The organism is Klebsiella sp. CN_Kp091, from assembly GCF_040065095.1.
GTDB classification, from domain to species: Bacteria; Pseudomonadota; Gammaproteobacteria; order Enterobacterales; family Enterobacteriaceae; genus Klebsiella; species Klebsiella aerogenes.
Map to the genome: position 1 here is coordinate 36,582 of NZ_JBEAIO010000036.1, position 21,400 is coordinate 57,981.

A 21,400-nucleotide genomic window follows, 5' to 3' on the forward strand; every position below is an offset into this window, starting at 1 on the left:
AGCAAACACAAGAGGCTTTATGACTGAGAAAAAAGCGGAACTCCAGCGTGGACTGGAGGCCCGACATATTGAGCTAATCGCGCTAGGCGGGACGATTGGCGTAGGGTTATTTATGGGGGCGGCAAGTACGCTGAAGTGGGCCGGTCCGTCCGTCCTGCTGGCGTATATTATCGCCGGTTTATTTGTCTTCTTTATCATGCGTTCGATGGGCGAAATGTTGTTCCTCGAACCGGTAACCGGCTCGTTCGCCGTTTACGCACACCGTTATATGAGCCCGTTCTTCGGCTATCTCACGGCCTGGTCATACTGGTTTATGTGGATGGCGGTGGGGATATCTGAGATCACCGCCATCGGAGTATATGTGCAGTTCTGGTTCCCGGAGATGGCGCAGTGGATCCCGGCGCTGATTGCCGTCGGGCTGGTCGCGCTAGCGAACCTGGCGGCAGTACGTCTTTACGGTGAGATCGAGTTCTGGTTTGCAATGATTAAAGTCACCACCATTATCGTGATGATTGTCATCGGCCTGGGCGTTATCTTCTTTGGCTTCGGCAATGGCGGACAGTCGATCGGTTTTGGCAACCTGACCGAACACGGCGGCTTCTTCGCCGGCGGCTGGAAAGGCTTCCTGACGGCGCTGTGTATTGTCGTCGCCTCTTATCAGGGCGTTGAACTTATCGGTATCACCGCCGGAGAAGCGAAAAACCCGCAAGTCACGCTGCGTAGCGCGGTTGGCAAAGTGCTTTGGCGTATCCTGATTTTCTATGTGGGGGCGATTTTCGTTATCGTGACTATCTTCCCTTGGAACCAGATTGGCTCGACTGGAAGCCCGTTCGTCCTCACCTTCGCCAAAATCGGCATTACCGCGGCGGCGGGGATTATCAACTTCGTGGTGCTGACCGCAGCGCTGTCAGGGTGCAACAGCGGGATGTATAGCTGTGGGCGTATGCTGTACGCGCTGGCGCGCAACCGCCAGCTACCGGCGGCAATGGCCAAAGTGTCGCGTCAGGGCGTACCGGTAGCGGGCGTCGCGCTGTCGATCGTGATTCTGCTCATCGGTTCGTGCCTGAACTACATTATTCCTAACCCGCAGCGCGTGTTTGTCTATGTTTATAGCGCCAGCGTATTGCCGGGGATGGTGCCGTGGTTTGTGATCCTGATTAGCCAGCTGCGTTTCCGTCGCGAGCATCAGCAGGCGATGGCCAGCCATCCGTTCCGTTCGCTGTTGTTCCCGTGGGCGAACTATTTGACGATGGCATTCCTCGTTTGTGTGCTAATCGGCATGGGAATTAACGATGAAACCCGGATGTCGCTCTTTGTCGGAATTATTTTCCTCGCCCTGGTGACCCTTATTTATAAGGTTTTCGGCCTCGGCAAGCGGGGGAATCTTGATAAAACGGCGGAATAAGCGCCAAAGCGCACAAACTGTGAGCAAATAGAAATTTTATTTAAAAAGGCACTAGACAGGGGTGGGGGAAGTCCGTATTATCCACCCCCGCAACGGCGCTAAGCGCCCGTAGCTCAGCTGGATAGAGCGCTGCCCTCCGGAGGCAGAGGTCTCAGGTTCGAATCCTGTCGGGCGCACCATTTACCCGGTGCTGGAGCTGCGGTGGTTTTAATACCGCGTAAAAGAATTGTTGTGGTGGCTATAGCTCAGTTGGTAGAGCCCTGGATTGTGATTCCAGTTGTCGTGGGTTCGAATCCCATTAGCCACCCCATTATTTGATAGAGTTGTGAATTGCGAAGGTGGCGGAATTGGTAGACGCGCTAGCTTCAGGTGTTAGTGTTCTTACGGACGTGGGGGTTCAAGTCCCCCCCCTCGCACCACGACTTTAAAGAATTGAACTAAAAATTCAAAAAGCAGTATTTCGGCGAGTAGCGCAGCTTGGTAGCGCAACTGGTTTGGGACCAGTGGGTCGGAGGTTCGAATCCTCTCTCGCCGACCAATTTTGAACCCCGCTTCGGCGGGGTTTTTTGTTTTCCGGATTTGCTCAATCATCTTTTATCCCGCTGATCTTCCTCGTAAAAAATAGTTTCTATCTCTGCGAATTATTGTCCGGAATTGTCCCAAATGATTGCTGCGATAGATGCAATCTCGCTGGATCCTGTGCGATAATAATCGGGTAGATGCTCATTCCATCTCTTATGTTCGCCTTCGTGCCTCATAAACTCGGGAATGATGCAGAGCCGTACTTACGGTGCTTATCGTCCACTGATAGATGTCGCATTTTATATGTCTCATCAAACACCATGGACATAACGTTGAGTGAAGCACCCAATTTGTTGTCAAACAGACCTGTTTTAACGCCTGCCCTGATTTCAGTGCAGGCGTTTTTTTCTTTCAGGGGAAGGCTATCTTTTCGCGAGAGAAGGGCGCTATCGCCCCGAACGAGGCGATAGCGTTATCGTGAATTACTGCTGAGGGTTATTGTGCAGCGTCAACAGCAGGCCGTCACGACGCATGGTCGCCGCTTCTTCCGGCTGATGCAGGCGGTCCAGCGCATCGGCAAGCCACGCGTAATCAAAGGCATCCGGACGCTGCTTAAGCGCGGCGCGGAAGGCGATACTGGCCTCCTGCCATTCACCGTGACGCATCAGCGACTGGCCCAGGGTGCTCCACAGCAGCGGACGGTCGCCGACGGCTTTGATCTGCTGGCGCAGCACTTTCTCCAGTTGCTCCGGATTATTGGTCTTCAGTCGCGGGATCGGCATGACCAGGCGGTCGTCATACTGTTTCTTCAGACCATCGATAATAATCTGCTGCGCGGTATCGTGATCGTCGCTCTCGATAAGGCGTTCGGCCATTGCCACCTGCAGCGGTATCAGCGCGCGCGTTTTACGGCTCTGGTTGCGCCACCATTCGCGTAGCCCTTCGCTACCGCCGTCGGCCAGTGCTTTGTCCATCAGGCCAATCCACGCCAGCTGTTCCAGCGCGGCGCGGTGCTCTTCATCCCCCACGTTGGCTTTCGCCATGGATGGAATGATGTCCAGCAGTGAATTCCACGCGCCGGTGCGGGTATAGGCCTGCTCGGCAAGACGCAGCACCTCCGGATGACGCGGGGTCACTTCCAGCAGCTTATCGATGCCGTGACGAGCGGCGTGGTTTTCGTTCCGCGCCAGCTGTAGGCGCACGCGGGTAATTTCGACCGGGATGAGATCGTCGCCGGCCAGTTCGGCGGCGCGCTCAAGGTGCTGATTGGCGCGAGCTTCATCGCCGCGCTGTTGGGCCGCTTCCGCCGCTAACAGATAGTTCACGACCGGTTGTTCGGCGTGATCGGCATTTTTCGCCATCAGCTTTTCAACCTGTTGGTAATCGCCTTCCGCCAGTTTCAGCAGCGCTTGCTCGGTTTGCTTACGCGCGCGGCGGCGCTTACGGCCGACGAACCAGCCGCGCGTGTGCGCGCCGGTACGGAAAATGCGGCGCAGAAGCCACTCGATAGCGAACAGCACCACCATTGCGAGGATCAGGATGATCACAAGGCCCGTCACGCTGGTTTCGATATTGTAGTTATCGGTCTGGATCAGAACGTAGCCCTGGTGGCCCGCGATCATCGGGCCGACGACGATCCCGGCGATCAGCAGTGCGAAAAGCAGGAGAATTTTCAGCATCGGTTATTCTCCTTGCGGCGCAGGGGCTGGCGCGGTCGCTGCTGGCGCTGGCGCCGGAGCGGCTGCCGCAGGCTGGGCCATCAAATTACGCACCCGGGTTTGCATCAGCTTTTCCAGCAGGCTCTGGCTCTGCAGCGTTTCCGGCACGCTCATGGTGATACTCTGCTGACTGAGCTTATCCACCTCTTCAAGGAAAGCCTTGGTGGTGGCGTCTTCAGTATCGTAATAGGCGCGTACCCAGGTGGAGACGTTTTCCAGCGCCTGCTTATAGGTTTCTTCCTGATGACGCGGCACCGCCTGCGCGGCAACCAGCAGACGAGAGCGGATATTTTCGCGCAGATAGACATCCTGATTTGGCGCTAACAGCGGCACCGCCGTTTCGTCGCGGCGACGTATGGTAATAAAGCTATCCATAAAGTTCTGCCAGCTTTTCTGCAGGTTAACGCGCCATTCGCCGATGGAGCTGGAGAGCTCATCGCTGTCGGCATCCATCGGGGAATCATCGTCGTTATTATCAGCCAGACGCAGATTGTCGATTTGGTTCGCCAGCTGGTTAACCTTGAGGATAATGCCGTCGTAATCGACCTGGCTTACCGCCGACAGCGAAGCGATGTCATCGGTGATGGCGCGGCGCGCGCCGATAAGGCTTGGGTCGTTCATGTCGGCGAGGCTGGCATCGGCGCTTTTCAGCAGTGCGGCGGCGGTCGTCACATCCTGATCGCTCCACAGTTTACGTCCCGCCAGCTTAACCAGGAAATCAGCCTGCGCCAGCAGCCAGGTTTTGGCGTCGCTGCCGGAAATCACGGCAACTTTTTGCTGTAGCTCATCAAGCTGTTTCGTCAGGGTTTCCTGTTCGCGTTTGGCTTCGCTCAGCCGATCGGCCTGCTGTTTGATAATGCCTTCCAGCTCGCTCTTCTGGCTGTCCTGCGCTTTTTGCAGCGCCGCGAGCTGGCTTGCTAATTCAGAGCTGGTTTCGTTTTGCCGAGTAACCTGTTGCTTATTTAAGCCATACAGGCCAATACCGGCGGCGAGGGCGATAGCGATAGCAATCGCGCTGAGCGTCAGGCTGGTTTTGTTGCCGGCCTTTTTCTTCTCGTTGTTTTCTGGCTGTGGCGTGGTTTCCACGGCCTCCCTGGTCTCTTCAACCACGGCGGATTGATTTTGTTGTTCCGTCATTATGGCTTCCAATGTTGAGAGTTATTGTAATGCGCGTAGCAGCGCATCGTTGTCGGCGTTATCGGCAACCTGAATATCCTGCCAGCCCAATTCCCGGGCCTGAAGGGCCAGACGTTCGCTGACAACGACAAGGCTACAGTGCAGCAGCCACTGTTCGCGATACCACTGGGGTATTAACGACCACAGCTGCTGCAGCATCTCGCCGCTGGTGACCACCAGCGTAGTGACTCCACGAGATTGCCAGCGCATAGCCTCTTCCGCACCATCATAGTACTTCGCACAACGTTGATAACATTCACAAAATGTTACTTCGGCGCCGCGTTCACGCAGCGTGTCGCCTAATAATTCCCGCCCGCCGTTGCCGCGCAGAATCAGGGCTTTCTTGCCCGCAATGTTTTGTAATTCAGGTAATTGTAGCAAGACTTCGCTGATTTCCCGATCTAACGGGTAACGGATATTTTTACCACTGACCGTATGCAGGGCCAGCGCGGTGGTGCGGCCTATCGAGAAATAGGCCGGGTCGGAGGGCCAGCGTTGGCTCTCCTGCAGCAGACGGGCATGGGCGAATTCCACTGCATGCTGCGACAGCGCAAACAACAAATCGTCCGCGCCTAATGCCGCCAGCTGGCGCGGGAGCGCTGCCAGTTCTCGACCCGGCGTGAATTCAATCAGCGGAAAGCTCCAGGCCACGCGTCCCAGCGCGCGCAGGCGGCTGACTAACTCTTCACCTTGCGGTAGCGGACGGGTGACCAGGATGCTCATCGTGGGGCTTCTCCATCATAGACCGCCGCGAGGATGTCGCGGGCGCCGTTATCCAGTAGCTCTTCCGCCAGCGAGACGCCGAGCGCCTCTGCCTCTTCCGGCCGCCCGCGACGTTCGCCGCGCACGACCCGCGAACCATCCGGCGCGCCCACCAGCGCTCGTAGCCACAGCTCACCATCGCGCAGTTCGGCATAGCTGCCAATCGGCACCTGACAACCGCCTTCGAGACGGGTGTTCATCGCCCGCTCGGCTCGTACGCGCACGGCGGTCTCTGTATGGTTAAGCGGCGCTAACAGCGCTTTGGTCCATTCATCGTCAAGGCGGCATTCGATACCCACCGCGCCCTGGCCGACGGCCGGCAGAGATTGTTCAGGCGAGAGCGGCTGGCGAATACGCGCTTCCAGTTTCAGGCGCTTCAGCCCGGCGGCGGCAAGGATAATAGCGTCATACTCGCCGTTATCGAGTTTGCCTAATCGCGTGCCGACGTTGCCGCGTAGCGAGCGAATCACCAGATCGGGGCGCTCTGCCGCCAACTGGCACTGGCGACGTAAACTTGACGTGCCAACGATGCTGCCAGCCGGCAGCGCGTCGATTGAGGCATAGTGATTGGAAACAAAGGCGTCGCGCGGATCTTCACGTTCGCAGATGGTGACCAATCCCAGGCCTTCAGGGAATTCGACCGGGACATCTTTCATCGAATGGACGGCAATATCGGCGCGCCCCTCAATCATGGCGAGCTCTAACTCTTTTACAAATAAGCCCTTGCCGCCCACTTTCGCCAGCGGGGTATCAAGGAGCACGTCGCCGCGGGTGACCATGGGCACCAGCTCAACGGAAAGCCCCGGATGACAGGACTCCAGACGCTCTTTCACATAATGTGCCTGCCATAGCGCAAGCGGGCTTTGCCGTGTGGCAATTCTCAAAACTTTGTCTAACATGCTTGTTACCGTCATTGTCGACCATGAGCCATCCTAACATTGTTGCTTTAGGGATGTTAGTTTCGCGGTTAATGTGGGATGCTGGCATGATGACCTTTAGCGTTTCATGCGGATGCGGTTGCCGCAAGCGTAGTGGGGAATTTACACCCGGCAAACGGTGCTACACTTGTATGTAGCGCATCTTTCTTTACGGTCAATCAGCAAGGTGTTAAATTGATCACGTTTTAAACCATTTGTCAGCCAGCAGTTCATCACAACCACACCGATGACGAATGGTGACGGTTCTTGTTGAAATACTGAAATCCTCCGTACTATTGTACGTCGGATTTTTGAACATCAGGCGATATGTCTTGTACCTCTATATTGAGACACTGAAACAGAGACTGGATGCCATCAATCAATTGCGCGTGGATCGCGCGCTTGCTGCCATGGGACCCGCTTTCCAGCAGGTTTACAGTCTTCTGCCGACATTACTACATTATCATCACCCGCTGATGCCGGGTTACCTTGACGGTAACGTTCCCCGCGGCATTTGCCTCTACACGCCTGATGAAACCCAACGCCACTATCTTGACGAACTCGAACTGCATCGCGGCCTGCTAACGCAGGAACCGCCGAAAGGCGAACTGCCGATTACCGGCGTCTATTCGATGGGCAGTACCTCTTCCGTTGGGCAAAGCTGCTCTTCCGATCTGGATATCTGGGTATGCCATCAGGCCTGGCTGGATAACGAAGAACGCCAACTGCTGCAGCGTAAATGCAGCCTGCTTGAAAGCTGGGCGGCGTCGCTCGGCGTCGAGGTCAGTTTCTTCCTGATCGACGAAAACCGCTTCCGCCATAACGAAAGCGGCAGCCTGGGCGGCGAAGACTGTGGTTCGACCCAGCATATTTTGTTGCTCGATGAATTTTACCGCACCGCCGTGCGTCTTGCCGGGAAACGTATTCTGTGGAATATGGTGCCGGGCGATGAAGAAGATCATTACGATGATTACGTGATGGGGCTGTATGCCCAGGGCGTGCTGACGCCAAACGAATGGCTCGATCTCGGCGGCCTCAGTTCGCTGTCGGCGGAAGAGTACTTCGGCGCCAGCCTGTGGCAGCTGTATAAAAGCATCGACTCCCCGTATAAAGCGGTGTTGAAAACGCTGCTGCTGGAAGCCTACTCCTGGGAATACCCCAACAACCGCCTGTTGGCGAAAGATATTAAACAGCGCCTGCACGATGGCGAGATTGTCTCATTCGGTCTCGACCCTTACTGCATGATGCTGGAGCGCGTAACCGCCTATCTGCAGGCTATCGAAGACGACACCCGTCTCGATCTGGTTCGTCGCTGCTTCTATTTGAAAGTCTGTGAAAAACTCAGCCGCGAGCGCGCCTGCGTGGGCTGGCGTCGTGAAGTCGTCAGCCAGCTGGTGAAAGAGTGGGGCTGGGATGAAAAGCGTCTGATGATGCTTGATAACCGCGCTAACTGGAAAATCGATGAAGTGCGCAAAGCGCACAACGAACTGCTCGACGCGATGATGCAGAGCTATCGTAATCTGATCCGCTTCGCTCGGCGCAATAACCTTAGCGTCTCCGCCAGCCCGCAAGATATCGGCGTGCTGACGCGCAAGCTGTATGCGGCCTTTGAAGCGCTGCCGGGCAAGGTCACCCTGGTGAACCCGCAAATTTCACCGGACCTGTCGGAGCCGAATCTGACCTTTATCCACGTGCCGCCGGGCCGCGCCAACCGTACCGGTTGGTATCTGTATAACCGCGCGCCGGATATGGAATCGATTATCAGCCATCAGCCGCTGGAATATAACCGTTATCTTAATAAGCTGGTGGCCTGGGCCTGGTTTAACGGCCTGCTGACCTCACGCACCCGTCTGTTTATTAAGGGCAACGGTATCGTCGATTTGCCGAAGCTGCAGGAGATGGTGGCCGACGTGTCGCACCACTTCCCGCTGCGCCTGCCGGCGCCGACGCCAAAAGCGCTGTACAGCCCGTGCGAAATTCGCCACCTGGCGATTATCGTCAACCTCGAATATGACCCGACGGCAGCTTTCCGCAATCAGGTGGTGCATTTCGACTTCCGTAAGCTCGATGTTTTCAGCTTCGGCGAAGAGCAAAAATGCCTGATTGGCAGCGTCGACCTGCTGTATCGCAACTCGTGGAACGAAGTGCGCACGCTGCACTTTAACGGCGAGCAGGCGATGATCGAAGCGCTGAAGACTATTCTCGGCAAAATGCATCAGGATGCCGCGCCGCCGGATAGCGTGGAGGTGTTCTGCTATAGCCAGCATCTGCGTGGCCTTATCCGCACCCGCGTGCAGCAGATGGTCTCCGAGTGCATCGAACTGCGCCTCTCTAGTACCCGTCAGGACACCGGGCGCTTCAAAGCGCTGCGCGTCTCCGGCCAGACCTGGGGCCTGTTCTTCGAGCGCCTGAACGTTTCGGTGCAGAAGCTGGAAAACGCCATTGAGTTCTACGGCGCTATCTCGCACAACAAGCTCCACGGCCTGTCAGTACAGGTAGAAACCAATCACGTTAAGCTGCCGGCGGTGGTGGATGGCTTCGCCAGCGAAGGGATTATTCAATTCTTCTTTGAAGATGCGGATAACAATGACAGCGGCTTTAACATCTACATTCTCGACGAAAGCAACCGCGCCGAGGTCTATCACCACTGCGAAGGCAGCAAAGAAGAGCTGGTGCGCGACGTCAGCCGCTTCTACTCGTCATCGCACGATCGCTTCACCTACGGCTCAAGCTTCATTAACTTCAACCTGCCGCAGTTCTATCAGATAGTCGAAGTTGACGGACGCACGCAGGTGATCCCGTTCCGCAGTCAGGCGATTGCCGCCGCGGTGCCGCCGGGCCAGGAAGCGGTCGCCTCACCGGTGCTGCAGCAGCGCTACTCGTAGATTTGCCCCGGATAAGGCGCGATGCGCCGCCATCCGGGAAAGACGTCATTAACGGAAGCTCACCGTCTCGCCGGCCTGATTGCTCGCCGCCTGCTCCAGCAGATCCCAGAAGCGTTCGCCGCTGCGATCGCAGATCCACTCATCGCCTTGCAGATCGAAGTGATAGCCGCCTTGCTTGGTCGCCAGCCAAACCTGATGCAGCGGCTCCTGACGGTTAATAATGATCTTACTGCCATTTTCGAAGCTGATGGTCAGCACGCCGCCATTGATTTCGCAGTCGATATCGCTGTCGCCGTCCCAGTCGTCCAGACGTTCTTCGATGGTCATCCACAGGCTATCGGCCAGGCGATGGAATTCACTGTCGTTCATGGTTATATACCCTAAATAATTCGAGTTGCAGGAAGGCGGCGACGCAGGGAGTCCCAGGAGCTTACTCCAGTAAGTGACTGGGGCGAGCGAGGAAAGCCAACGTACATGCAGCTTGAATTATAACGGGTATAGCCTGCTTTTTTGAAGATGGCCGCAGCATAACGCGAAACAAAAGCGCGTGCAGTCAGATGCTAAACGCTTGCTTTTACGTCTTCTCCTGCGATGATAGAAAGCAGTAACGAATGAATCATGGGCAACTATCAATGAAAAACGTTTTACCCACGCTTGCCGTTCTGTTTGCAATCTTCAGCCTGACCGGCTGCGGTTTGAAAGGGCCGCTGTATTTCCCGCCGGCAGACAAAACCGCGCCGCCGCCGACCAAGCCGGTTAACCCAGGCATTCAGAGCGCGACGCCGGATCGTAACGATCGCGGCGATAATGGCGGTCCGACCCAGGTTAACTATTAACGATAACGTTCTGTTCCGCGCAATTGGAGTAGATAATGCAGTTCTCTAAAATGCATGGCCTCGGCAACGACTTCATGGTTGTTGATGCGGTAACGCAGAATGTTTTCTTCTCACCGGAGCTGATTCGTCGCCTGGCGGATCGGCATCTTGGCGTCGGCTTCGACCAGCTGTTGGTTGTCGAGCCGCCGTACGATCCCGATCTGGACTTCCACTACCGTATCTTCAATGCTGACGGTAGCGAAGTCTCGCAGTGCGGCAACGGCGCGCGCTGCTTCGCCCGCTTTGTCCGTTTAAAAGGCCTGACCAATAAACGTGATATCCGCGTGAGCACCGCCAACGGTCGTATGGTATTAAGCGTAACGGAAGATGATCTGGTGCGCGTTAACATGGGCGAGCCGAATTTCGAACCGTCTCAGGTCCCATTCCGCGCCAACAAAGCGGAAAAGACCTATATTATGCGCGCGGCTGAACAGACAGTATTGTGCGGCGTCGTCTCAATGGGCAACCCGCACTGCGTGATTCAGGTCGATAACGTGGATACCGCCGCGGTGGAAACCCTCGGTCCGGTGATGGAAAGCCACGAACGTTTTCCGGAACGCGCCAATATCGGCTTTATGCAGGTAGTGGAACGCTCTCATATTCGTCTGCGCGTCTATGAACGCGGCGCAGGTGAAACGCAGGCCTGCGGCAGCGGCGCCTGTGCGGCGGTGGCGGTCGGTATCCAACAAGGATTACTCGCCGAAGAGGTACGCGTGGAATTGCCAGGCGGGCGTCTCGACATCGCCTGGAAAGGTCCGGGTCAACCGTTGTATATGACTGGCCCGGCGGCACACGTCTACGACGGATTTATTCATCTATGAAACAGATCGGGGAAGAACAGCAGGAACTCGCCACAGCGCTCGACGACAGCGCGGTAGTAGATTATCTGCTGCAAAATCCTGAGTTCTTTATTCGTAATGCGGCGCAGGTAGAGCATATCCGCGTCCCGCATCCGGTGCGTGGCACCATCTCGCTGGTAGAGTGGCATATGCTGCGGGCGCGTAACCATATCAACGTGTTGGAAGAGAACATGACGCTGCTGATGGAACAGGCGACGGCCAATCAAAGCCTGTTTCAGCGCCTGTTCCATCTGCAGACGCGTCTGGCGTCCGCCGATAGCCTGGATGAAATGCTCAACCGCTTTCATCGTTGGGCGCGCGAGCTGGGCCTGGCAGGTGCGACGGTGCGCCTGTTTCCGGACAGCTGGCATCTCGGCGCGCCGTCTAAATTCACCCATCTGGCGTTGAGCCGGCAGGCGTTCGAACCCATTCGTATCCAGCGGCTGGGCCAGGCTCGTCACTATCTTGGGCCGCTGAATGGGCCAGAGCTGCTGGTGGTGCTGCCGGATGCGAAAGCTATCGGCTCGGTGGCGATGTCGCTACTGGGCGATGACGACGCGCCGGGGGTGATGTTTTTCAGCAGCCGCGATCCGCAGCATTATCAGCTAGGCCAGGGGACGCAGCTACTGCAGGAGATCGCCCGTATGCTGCCCGGCCTGCTGGAGCGCTGGATTGAACGCGCATGACCGACTCCCCGCTATTCGCCTGCGTCGACCGCTTCCTGCGCTATCTCGGCGTAGAACGCCAGCTTAGCCCGATTACGCTCACGAATTACCAGCGTCAGCTGGAAGCGCTGATCGCGCTGGCGGATGATGCTGGCTTAAAAAGCTGGCAGCAGTGTGACGCCGCTCAGGTACGTAGCTTTGCCGTGCGCAGCCGCCGCGCGGGCTTAGGGCCGGCCAGCCTGGCGCTGCGGCTTTCCGCCCTGCGTAGTTTCTTCGACTGGATGGTCAGCCAGGGCGAGTTAGCGGCTAACCCGGCGAAGGGGATTGCGGCGCCAAAAACTCCCCGTCATTTGCCGAAAAATATCGACGTTGATGATGTGAATCGGCTGCTGGATATCGACCTTAACGACCCGCTCGCGGTGCGCGACCGGGCGATGCTGGAAGTGATGTACGGCGCGGGGCTGCGTCTTTCTGAGTTAGTTAACCTTGATATTAAGCACCTTGATCTTGAGTCAGGGGAAGTGTGGGTGATGGGTAAAGGCAGCAAAGAGCGCCGCCTGCCAATTGGACGCAACGCGGTGGCGTGGATCGAACACTGGCTGGATTTGCGCGGCCTGTTCGGCAGCGATGACGACGCGCTGTTTTTGTCGAAGCTGGGTAAGCGCATTTCAGCGCGCAACGTGCAGAAGCGGTTTGCCGAGTGGGGTATCAAGCAGGGGCTCAATAGCCACGTGCATCCGCATAAGCTGCGGCACTCCTTCGCGACGCATATGCTGGAGTCGAGCGGCGATCTGCGCGGCGTGCAGGAGCTGCTGGGGCATGCCAATCTCTCCACCACCCAAATCTATACTCATCTCGATTTTCAACACCTTGCCTCGGTGTACGATGCCGCGCATCCGCGCGCTAAACGGGGGAAATAATGCGTTTTTACCGACCTCTGGGCCCGATCTCCGCGCTGACGTTCGACCTGGATGACACCCTTTACGATAACCGCCCGGTGATTGACCGGACGATGCAGGAATCGCTGACGTTTGTGCGCAATTACCATCCGGCGCTGAGCCAGTTTGATGCCCATGCGCTTAATCAGCTGCGACAAACGCTATTGTCCTCAGAACCTGAGATTTATCATGATGTCACCGTCTGGCGCCACCGCGCGCTGGAGTTAGGGATGCGTAACGCCGGGCTCTCCGCCGCCGAGGCGAAAGCCGGCGCCGATGCGGCGATGGAAAACTTCGCCCACTGGCGCAGCCGCGTCGATGTGCCGCAGGAGACGCACGATACGCTGGCGAAGCTGGCGCAGAAATGGCCGCTGGTGGCTATCACCAACGGTAACGCCCAGCCGGAACTGTTCGGCCTGAACGACTATTTCCGTTTCGTGCTGCGCGCGGGTCCGGATGGCCGCTCCAAGCCGTTTGCCGATATGTACCATCTGGCGGCGGAGCGTCTGGATTTGCCGCTCGGGCAGATTCTGCACGTCGGCGATGATCTGACCACCGACGTAGCTGGCGCAATTCGCTGTGGAATGCAGGCCTGCTGGATCAAGCCGCAGGACGCCTCGCTGATGAAAACCGCCGATAGCCGCCTGCTGCCGCATATTGAAATTTCACGGTTGGCATCTCTGACCTCGCTGATATAATCACCAGTAACTCTGTATATATTAACAGGGGTTCGTGGAACCCCTTCTCTTCCGGCGGTGCCAATGGACGTTTCTTACCTGCTCGACAGCCTTAATGACAAACAGCGTGAAGCCGTAGCGGCCTCGCGCACCAATATGCTGGTTCTGGCAGGGGCGGGCAGTGGTAAGACGCGCGTACTGGTGCACCGTATCGCCTGGCTGCTGAGCGTGGAGAACTGCTCGCCGTATTCCATTATGGCGGTGACCTTTACCAACAAAGCGGCGGCGGAAATGCGCCACCGTATCGGCCAACTGATGGGCACCACCCAGGGCGGTATGTGGGTCGGCACCTTCCACGGCCTGGCCCATCGCCTGCTACGCGCCCATCATCTGGATGCCAACCTGCCGCAGGATTTCCAAATCCTCGATAGCGAAGACCAGCTACGCCTGCTGAAGCGCCTGATTAAGGCGATGAACCTGGATGAGAAGCAATGGCCGCCGCGTCAGGCGATGTGGTACATCAACAGCCAAAAAGATGAAGGGCTGCGCCCGCACCATATTCAGAGCTACGGCAACCCGGTCGAACAGACCTGGCAGAAGGTGTATCAGGCCTATCAGGAAGCCTGCGATCGCGCCGGGCTGGTGGACTTTGCCGAGCTGCTGCTGCGCGCGCACGAACTGTGGCTGAACAAACCGCATATCCTGCAGCACTACCGCGAGCGCTTCACCAATATTCTCGTCGACGAATTCCAGGATACCAACAACATTCAATATGCCTGGATCCGCCTGCTGGCGGGCGATACCGGCAAAGTGATGATTGTCGGCGATGATGACCAGTCGATTTACGGCTGGCGCGGCGCGCAGGTCGAAAACATTCAGCGCTTCCTGAATGACTTCCCCGGCGCGGAAACCATCCGCCTGGAGCAAAACTACCGTTCGACCAGCAATATTCTCAGCGCGGCTAACGCCCTGATTGAAAACAACAACGGGCGGTTGGGCAAAAAACTGTGGACCGACGGCGCCGACGGCGAACCCATTTCGCTGTACTGCGCCTTCAACGATCTCGATGAAGCGCGTTTCGTGGTTAACCGAATTAAAACCTGGCAGGAGAACGGCGGAGCGCTGGAGCAGTGCGCCATTCTCTATCGTAGCAACGCCCAGTCGCGCGTGCTGGAAGAGGCGCTGCTACAGGCCAGCATGCCTTACCGTATCTACGGCGGCATGCGCTTCTTCGAACGTCAGGAAATCAAAGATGCGCTCTCTTATCTGCGCCTGATTGCCAACCGCAACGATGACGCGGCGTTTGAGCGTGTGGTCAATACGCCTACCCGCGGCATCGGCGATCGTACTCTGGATGTGGTGCGCCAGACCTCGCGCGATCGTCAGCTGACGCTGTGGCAGGCCTGCCGCGAGCTGCTGAAAGAGAAAGCGCTGGCTGGCCGCGCTGCCAGCGCGCTGCAGCGCTTTATGGAGCTTATCGACGCGCTGGCGCAGGAAACCGCCGATATGCCATTGCATGTCCAGACTGATCGGGTCATTAAAGATTCCGGCCTGCGTATGATGTACGAGCAGGAGAAAGGCGAGAAGGGCCAGACCCGTATCGAAAACCTGGAAGAACTGGTGACGGCGACGCGCCAGTTCAGCTACAACGAAGAAGATGAAGATCTGATGCCGCTGCAGGCGTTCCTCTCCCACGCCGCGCTGGAAGCCGGCGAAGGGCAGGCGGATACCTGGCAGGATGCGGTACAGCTGATGACTCTGCACTCGGCGAAAGGGCTGGAGTTCCCGCAGGTGTTTATCGTCGGCGTTGAAGAGGGGATGTTCCCGAGCCAGATGGCGCTTGATGAGGGCGGTCGTCTGGAGGAAGAGCGTCGTCTGGCCTACGTCGGGGTGACGCGCGCGATGCAGAAACTGACGCTGACCTACGCCGAAACCCGTCGTTTGTACGGCAAAGAGGTTTACCATCGCCCATCGCGCTTTATCGGCGAGCTGCCGGAAGAGTGCGTGGAAGAGGTACGGCTGCGGGCGACGGTGAGCCGCCCGGTTAACCATCAGCGCCTCGGTACACCGGTGGCGGAGAACGATACCGGCTATAAGCTGGGCCAGCGGGTTCGGCATCCGAAGTTCGGCGAAGGCACCATCGTAAACCTTGAGGGCAGCGGTGAACATAGCCGGCTGCAGGTGGCATTCCAGGGGCAGGGAATTAAATGGCTGGTTGCCGCCTATGCCCGGCTGGAAACGGTGTAACTTTAAGAAAAATATAATTTTTTTGTAATAATCTGCTAGCCTTATATGCTAAAGGGCAGGATTTGCTCTTTAGCGTTCCCTTGCGTGTTGACGCCGTTTTGGCGCTGGCGTAACATGCGCGCACGATTACGCTAAGAGGACATTCGCCTTGGACACACCCAGTAGATGCTGGCTCAACTTCCTGTCATTCAGGAACAACTCCTAAGGCTATCCCCTTATGCCGATAGCCTTAGCGGTTGTCGGCGACTCGTCCTATCCCCGTCGCTCTGAGTCAGGCTTAATGGTCTGAAACCCAAATAGTTTCTGTGTGCCCATCGAACTGTCCGATAAATTTTTTGTATTGGGAGTCCCGGTCATGCTGAGCGCATTTCAACTGGAAAATAATCGTTTAACGCGCCTTGAGGCCGATGAGATCAAGCATCTTGCCAGCTCGGTGTGGGTCGATCTGGTCGAGCCAGACGATGACGAACGTAGCCGTGTGCAAACGGAGCTAGGCCAGAACCTGGCGACGCGCCCGGAACTGGAAGACATCGAAGCGTCAGCGCGTTTCTTTGAAGACGAAGATGGTTTACACATCCACTCCTTTTTCTTTTTCGAAGATGCTGACGATCACGCCGGTAACTCAACCGTGGCGTTTACTATCCGCGAAGGCCGCCTGTTTACCCTGCGCGAGCGTGAACTGCCCGCTTTTCGCCTGTACCGCATGCGCGTGCGTAACCAGACGCTGGTCGACGGCAACGCCTATGAGCTGCTGTTAGACCTGTTCGAGACCAAAATCGAACAGCTGGCGGATGAAATAGAAAACATCTACAGCGACCTGGAAAAGCTGAGCCGCGTGATTATGGAAGGCCATCAGGGCGACGAGTATGACGAAGCGCTGTCGACGCTGGCGGAACTGGAAGATATCGGCTGGAAGGTTCGCCTCTGTCTGATGGATACCCAGCGCGCGCTCAACTTCCTCGTGCGCAAGGCGCGTTTGCCAGCAGGCCAACTGGAACAGGCGCGAGAGATCCTGCGAGATATCGAATCCCTGCTGCCGCACAACGAATCGCTGTTCCAGAAGGTGAACTTTCTGATGCAGGCGGCGATGGGCTTTATCAACATCGAGCAGAACCGCATTATCAAGATCTTCTCGGTGGTCTCAGTGGTGTTCCTGCCGCCGACGCTGGTGGCGTCCAGCTATGGGATGAACTTTGAGTTTATGCCGGAACTCCACTGGAGCTTTGGTTATCCGGGAGCCATCGTGTTTATGATGTTGGCCGGCCTGGCGCCGTATCTCTACTTCAAGCGTAAAAACTGGCTGTAGTTGTTGTGCCGGATGCGCTTCGCTTATCCGGGCCTACGTGTTGTGCTTTTGTAGGCCGGATAAGGCGTAGCCGACATCGGGTAATATCCTATCCCCGACGCCCCCGTCTTTGCGTATATACCGCATCCATCACGAATATCGCCAGCGCCACCCAGATAAAGGCGAAGGTTACCATTTTATCCGTGCCCGGCACTTCACCGTAGAACGTTACCGCCAGCAGGAACATCAGCGTCGGGCCGATGTACTGGAAAAAGCCCAGCGTCGACAAGCGCAGGCGGGTCGCCGCGCCGGTGAAGCACAGCAGGGGGATGGTGGTTACCACGCCCGCGGCCATTAGTAGCAAATTGAGCGACCAGGGGTTGTCTCCCATATGGCTGGTTGGGCTATCAGTGATGCCGAAAAGCCAGATCGCCGCCACTGGCAGCAGCCATAGCGTTTCCACCAACATGCCGGTCTGCGCATCGACGGCGATTTTCTTACGTACCAGTCCGTAGAAGGCAAAGCTGAAGGCTAGCCCAAGGCCGATTACCGGCAGTGAGCCAAAGGTCCACAACTGCACCAGCACGCCGCAGAAGGCGAGGATCACCGCCAACCACTGCAGCCGACGAAAGCGTTCGCCGAGGAAAATCATCCCGAGCACGATATTAACCAGCGGGTTAATAAAGTAGCCGAGGCTGGCTTCCAGCATATGGTGGTTATTGACCGCCCAGATAAAGAGCAGCCAGTTGCCGCCGACCAGCACTGCAGAGAGCGCGAGCAGGAAGATCTTGCGCGGGGTTTTTAGCAGTTTTTTTACCTGCGGCCACTGGCGGCTGACGCTGATGAGCGCCACCATGAAAAAGAAAGACCAGATCACGCGATGCGTGAGGATTTCATCGGCGGGAACGTAGTAAATAAGTTTGAAGTACGCCGGTGCGATACCCCAGATAAAATAGGCGGCCAGCGCCAGCATAACGCCCAGCCGCGTTTGTTTTGCGTCCATTGGTAGAATCCATTGCCAAAGAGAGTGATGTTACTCGATCTGCGGCAATCAACCCACCATATAGGTGGCCGTGGCGCTGGCGATATAAACCTGCTCTTCGTTATGCAGCTCGACGCGGGCCACCGCGACTTTGTTTCCAGCGCGCAGCAGGCTGCTGGTGGCGGTAAAGCGCTCGCCGCGGCCAGGGCGTAAGTAATCGACGCGCAAATCGATAGTTCCCATCCGCGAGAGGCGCTGGCGCAGCTCTTCTTCATTGATAGTGTCATGGCGAGTCAGGGTGCTGCCGACGCAGACCAGCCCAGCGGCGACATCCAGCGCAGAGGCGATAACGCCGCCGTGCAGGATACTCTGTGCCCAGTTGCCAACCATCATCGGCTGATTATTAAAGCTGAGCTGGGCAAATTCCTTTTCATAACGCTCCAGCTCAAGCCCCAGCGCACGGTTAAAAGGCATGTGATAAACAAAAATCTCTCCCACCAGCTTTAGCGCGGCGGCGGCGGTCAGTTCAGACATAGCAGAGGTCCATTTCGTTAATGAAATGTTGATTTTATGCTTCAAAAATATTGATTTCCACTTTCGGAGGCGATAACGCAGCGGGAGGTGGATAAATAGGTAGAATGGCAGCAGGACAAAACATTAAATAAGAACCCTTCTTCAGGAGAACAGTAATGCGTATCTCTTTAGCCTGGCTGCTGGCGCTTAGCGCGCTGCCGGCGGGCGTTCTGGCGCAGGACGCGCCGATTGAACAATCCGTTCATGACAAACCCGCGGTACGGGGCAGTATTATCGCCAACCTGCTGCAGGACCATGATAATCCGTTCCTGCTTTATCCTTATGAGAGCAACTATCTGCTCTATACGTGGACCAGCGATCTCAATAAAGAGGCTATTCGTAGTTACGACTGGGCAGATGACGCGCGTAAGGATGAGGTGAAGTTCCAGCTCAGCCTGGCATTCCCGTTATGGCGCGGCATTCTCGGCGATAATTCGCTGCTTGGCGCCTCCTATACGCAAAAATCCTGGTGGCAGCTCTCTAACAGTAAAGGCTCGGCGCCGTTTCGCGAAACTAACTACGAGCCTCAGCTCTTCCTTGGCTTCGCGACGGATTATGAGTTTGCCGGCTGGACCTTGCGCGATATCGAAGTCGGCTATAACCACGACTCTAACGGCCGTTCCGATCCAACGTCACGTAGCTGGAACCGCCTGTATACTCGCCTGATGGCGAAAAACGGTAACTGGCTGGTTGAAGTGAAGCCGTGGTATGTGGTCGGCAGCACCGATGATAACCCGGATATTACGAAATACATGGGGTACTACCGCCTGAAGATTGGCTACCAGCTGGGGGAAGCTATTTTTAGCGCTCAGGGGCAATATAACTGGAATACGGGCTACGGCGGCGCGGAAATCGGGGTCAGTTACCCTATTACCAAACACGTGCGCGCCTATACTCAGGTGTACAGCGGTTATGGCGAGTCGCTCATCGACTATAACTTCAATCAGACGCGGGTCGGCGTCGGCGTGATGCTCAACGATCTGTTTTAATCGTTGCACTCTGGCTCTCAGGCGCTGAAAATAGCGCCTGTTTTCTTTTCAGGCGGATGGGGTCAACGTGGCACAGGCGGAAGTATTAAATCAGGAATCGCTGGCTAAGCAGGTTTTACAAGAGACCTTCGGCTACCAGCAGTTCCGCCCGGGCCAGGAATCGATCATCGCCACGGCGCTGGAAGGCCGCGATTGCCTGGTGGTGATGCCGACCGGCGGCGGTAAGTCGCTGTGCTATCAGGTGCCTGCATTGGTGCTAGGCGGCCTGACGGTTGTCGTGTCGCCGCTGATTTCGCTGATGAAAGACCAGGTCGATCAGCTGCTGGCTAACGGCGTCGCCGCGGCTTGTCTTAACTCGACTCAGAGCCGCGAGCAGCAGCAAGAGGTGATGGCGGGGTGCCGCAGCGGGCAGATTCGTCTGCTGTATATCGCGCCGGAACGCCTGATGCTGGACAACTTCCTGGAGCATCTGAGCCACTGGAACTTAGCGATGCTGGCGGTGGATGAGGCGCACTGTATCTCGCAGTGGGGCCATGATTTCCGCCCGGAATATGCCGCGTTGGGCCAGCTGCGTCAGCGGATGCCGCATATTCCGTTTATGGCGCTCACCGCCACCGCGGATGACACCACCCGCCGCGATATTGTTCGCCTGCTGGGGCTTAACGATCCGCTGATTCAGGTTAGTAGCTTCGATCGCCCCAATATCCGCTATATGCTGATGGAGAAATTTAAGCCGCTCGATCAGTTGATGCGATACGTCCAGGATCAGCGCGGTAAATCAGGGATTATCTACTGCAACAGCCGTTCTAAAGTTGAAGACACCGCCGCCAGGCTGCAAAGCCGCGGCATCAGCGCGGCGGCCTACCATGCTGGCCTGGAAAATGATATTCGTGCCGACGTGCAGGAGAAATTCCAGCGTGACGATCTGCAGATCGTGGTGGCGACGGTGGCCTTCGGTATGGGCATTAACAAGCCGAACGTCCGCTTTGTGGTGCACTTTGATATCCCGCGCAATATTGAATCCTATTATCAAGAAACCGGCCGCGCCGGGCGTGACGGCCTGCCGGCGGAAGCGATGCTGTTTTACGATCCGGCGGATATGGCGTGGCTGCGCCGCTGCCTGGAGGAGAAGCCCGCCGGGCCGCTGCAGGATATTGAACGTCATAAGCTGAATGCGATGGGCGCCTTTGCCGAAGCGCAGACCTGTCGCCGTTTGGTGCTGCTGAACTATTTTGGCGAAGGGCGCCAGGAGCCGTGCGGCAACTGTGATATCTGTCTTGACCCGCCAAAGCAGTACGATGGCTTAATGGACGCGCGCAAGGCGCTTTCAACTATTTACCGGGTGAAGCAACGCTTCGGGATGGGCTACGTGGTTGAAGTACTCCGCGGCGCCAACAATCAGCGTATCCGCGACCTGAACCACGATAAACTGCCGGTTTACGGTATTGGTCGCGAGCAGAGCCACGAGCACTGGGTGAGCGTGATTCGCCAGTTAATCCACCTCGGACTGGTGACGCAAAATATTGCCCAGCACTCCGCGCTGCAGCTCACCGAGGCCGCGCGTCCGGTACTGCGCGGTGAAGTCCCGCTGCAGCTCGCCGTGCCGCGTATCGTGGCGCTAAAACCGAAAGCGATGCAGAAATCCTTCGGCGGCAATTACGACCGCAAGCTGTTTGCCAAGCTGCGTAAATTACGTAAAGCGATCGCCGACGAGGAGAATATCCCGCCATACGTCGTCTTTAACGACGCGACGCTTATTGAGATGGCCGAACAGTCGCCGCTTACCGCCGGGGAGATGCTTAGCGTCAACGGCGTGGGGACTCGCAAGCTTGAGCGCTTCGGTAAAGAATTCATGGCGCTGATACGTGCTCATGTCGATGGCGATGATGAGTAGTCAGCCGCGGGAAAAGGTGCCAGAATAGTTTCCTTCTTCACTATTTCCCTG

General features: G+C 56.8%; 18 protein-coding genes and 4 tRNA genes. 15 read left to right on the top strand and 7 right to left on the bottom strand.

Annotation, left to right across the window (positions count from 1 at the left end; genetic code table 11):
* Window positions 1-19 precede the first annotated feature (19 nt).
* The 5 genes from ABLV17_RS14275 to ABLV17_RS14295 all read left to right on the top strand — a co-directional run bounded on the left by ABLV17_RS14275 (window position 20) and on the right by ABLV17_RS14295 (window position 1,943).
* Window positions 20-1,405 carry an amino acid permease gene (locus ABLV17_RS14275; RefSeq protein WP_087858704.1) on the top strand — a complete coding sequence of 462 codons (1,386 nt, stop codon included), beginning with the start codon at window positions 20-22 and terminating at the stop codon, window positions 1,403-1,405.
* A 102-nt stretch (window positions 1,406-1,507) separates the two neighbouring features.
* A tRNA-Arg gene (locus ABLV17_RS14280) sits at window positions 1,508-1,584 on the top strand.
* A gap of 55 nt (window positions 1,585-1,639) precedes the next feature.
* Window positions 1,640-1,715: transfer RNA gene (locus tag ABLV17_RS14285), tRNA-His, on the top strand.
* A gap of 22 nt (window positions 1,716-1,737) precedes the next feature.
* Window positions 1,738-1,824 (top strand) — tRNA-Leu (locus ABLV17_RS14290).
* Window positions 1,825-1,866: 42 nt separating this feature from the next.
* A tRNA-Pro gene (locus ABLV17_RS14295) sits at window positions 1,867-1,943 on the top strand.
* A 466-nt stretch (window positions 1,944-2,409) separates the two neighbouring features.
* On the opposite strand, the gene hemY is transcribed toward ABLV17_RS14295, so the two are convergent.
* The 4 genes from hemY to hemC are packed head-to-tail and all read right to left on the bottom strand — an operon-like array spanning window position 2,410 to window position 6,482.
* Window positions 2,410-3,606 (bottom strand): protoheme IX biogenesis protein HemY, encoded by a 1,197-nt coding sequence (gene hemY, locus ABLV17_RS14300; protein WP_042894676.1) that lies wholly within the window; start codon window positions 3,604-3,606, stop codon window positions 2,410-2,412.
* Between the two features lie 3 nt (window positions 3,607-3,609).
* Window positions 3,610-4,782 (bottom strand): uroporphyrinogen-III C-methyltransferase, encoded by a 1,173-nt coding sequence (gene hemX / locus ABLV17_RS14305; RefSeq protein ID WP_113374970.1) that lies wholly within the window; start codon window positions 4,780-4,782, stop codon window positions 3,610-3,612.
* 21 nt (window positions 4,783-4,803) lie between these two features.
* Window positions 4,804-5,544 (bottom strand): uroporphyrinogen-III synthase, encoded by a 741-nt coding sequence (hemD, locus tag ABLV17_RS14310; RefSeq protein ID WP_113374971.1) that lies wholly within the window; start codon window positions 5,542-5,544, stop codon window positions 4,804-4,806.
* Complete coding sequence (hemC, locus tag ABLV17_RS14315; protein ID WP_032715387.1) at window positions 5,541-6,482, bottom strand: hydroxymethylbilane synthase; 942 nt, start codon at window positions 6,480-6,482, stop codon at window positions 5,541-5,543. The genes hemD and hemC overlap by 4 nt, the downstream gene beginning before the upstream one ends.
* 350 nt (window positions 6,483-6,832) lie before the next feature.
* Between hemC and cyaA the strand changes: the two genes are divergently transcribed.
* Entirely contained in the window at window positions 6,833-9,385 is a 2,553-nt protein-coding gene (cyaA, locus tag ABLV17_RS14320; protein ID WP_015368868.1) for a class I adenylate cyclase, read from the top strand.
* A 48-nt stretch (window positions 9,386-9,433) separates the two neighbouring features.
* On the opposite strand, the gene cyaY is transcribed toward cyaA, so the two are convergent.
* Complete coding sequence (gene cyaY / locus ABLV17_RS14325) at window positions 9,434-9,754, bottom strand: iron donor protein CyaY (protein ID WP_015368867.1); 321 nt, start codon at window positions 9,752-9,754, stop codon at window positions 9,434-9,436.
* A 263-nt stretch (window positions 9,755-10,017) separates the two neighbouring features.
* Here cyaY and ABLV17_RS14330 point away from each other — a divergent pair, with 263 nt between their 5' ends.
* From ABLV17_RS14330 to corA, 7 genes are all read left to right on the top strand, one after another.
* A complete protein-coding gene (locus ABLV17_RS14330) occupies window positions 10,018-10,221 on the top strand; it encodes a lipoprotein (RefSeq protein WP_020077593.1) in 204 nt (67 codons plus the stop codon).
* A gap of 35 nt (window positions 10,222-10,256) precedes the next feature.
* Window positions 10,257-11,081: a diaminopimelate epimerase gene (dapF, locus tag ABLV17_RS14335; RefSeq protein ID WP_015703982.1), complete on the top strand. Its 825-nt coding sequence runs from the start codon at window positions 10,257-10,259 to the stop codon at window positions 11,079-11,081.
* Complete coding sequence (locus ABLV17_RS14340) at window positions 11,078-11,785, top strand: DUF484 domain-containing protein (protein WP_087858701.1); 708 nt, start codon at window positions 11,078-11,080, stop codon at window positions 11,783-11,785. Before dapF ends, ABLV17_RS14340 begins: the two co-directional genes overlap by 4 nt.
* On the top strand, window positions 11,782-12,684 hold the full coding sequence (xerC, locus tag ABLV17_RS14345) for a tyrosine recombinase XerC (protein WP_213794875.1): 903 nt from the start codon (window positions 11,782-11,784) through the stop codon (window positions 12,682-12,684). Before ABLV17_RS14340 ends, xerC begins: the two co-directional genes overlap by 4 nt.
* Window positions 12,684-13,400, top strand: a complete 717-nt coding sequence (gene yigB / locus ABLV17_RS14350; RefSeq protein WP_015368862.1) for a 5-amino-6-(5-phospho-D-ribitylamino)uracil phosphatase YigB — start codon at window positions 12,684-12,686, stop codon at window positions 13,398-13,400. The genes xerC and yigB overlap by 1 nt, the downstream gene beginning before the upstream one ends.
* Before the next feature lie 63 nt (window positions 13,401-13,463).
* Window positions 13,464-15,626, top strand: a complete 2,163-nt coding sequence (uvrD, locus tag ABLV17_RS14355) for a DNA helicase II (RefSeq protein WP_015368861.1) — start codon at window positions 13,464-13,466, stop codon at window positions 15,624-15,626.
* A gap of 355 nt (window positions 15,627-15,981) precedes the next feature.
* Entirely contained in the window at window positions 15,982-16,932 is a 951-nt protein-coding gene (corA, locus tag ABLV17_RS14360; protein ID WP_002883400.1) for a magnesium/cobalt transporter CorA, read from the top strand.
* A gap of 88 nt (window positions 16,933-17,020) precedes the next feature.
* On the opposite strand, the gene rarD is transcribed toward corA, so the two are convergent.
* Together rarD and yigI are read right to left on the bottom strand one after the other, a co-directional pair.
* A complete protein-coding gene (gene rarD, locus ABLV17_RS14365; protein ID WP_015368860.1) occupies window positions 17,021-17,914 on the bottom strand; it encodes an EamA family transporter RarD in 894 nt (297 codons plus the stop codon).
* A 48-nt stretch (window positions 17,915-17,962) separates the two neighbouring features.
* Window positions 17,963-18,427: an acyl-CoA thioesterase YigI gene (gene yigI, locus ABLV17_RS14370; protein WP_004097567.1), complete on the bottom strand. Its 465-nt coding sequence runs from the start codon at window positions 18,425-18,427 to the stop codon at window positions 17,963-17,965.
* A gap of 155 nt (window positions 18,428-18,582) precedes the next feature.
* Here yigI and pldA point away from each other — a divergent pair, with 155 nt between their 5' ends.
* Together pldA and recQ are read left to right on the top strand one after the other, a co-directional pair.
* The gene (gene pldA / locus ABLV17_RS14375) at window positions 18,583-19,455 is read left to right on the top strand and encodes a phospholipase A (protein WP_348854337.1); all 873 of its coding nucleotides are present in this window, start codon (window positions 18,583-18,585) and stop codon (window positions 19,453-19,455) included.
* A gap of 67 nt (window positions 19,456-19,522) precedes the next feature.
* Window positions 19,523-21,349, top strand: coding sequence for an ATP-dependent DNA helicase RecQ (gene recQ, locus ABLV17_RS14380; RefSeq protein ID WP_348854338.1), 1,827 nt, complete (start codon window positions 19,523-19,525; stop codon window positions 21,347-21,349).
* Window positions 21,350-21,400 lie beyond the last annotated feature (51 nt).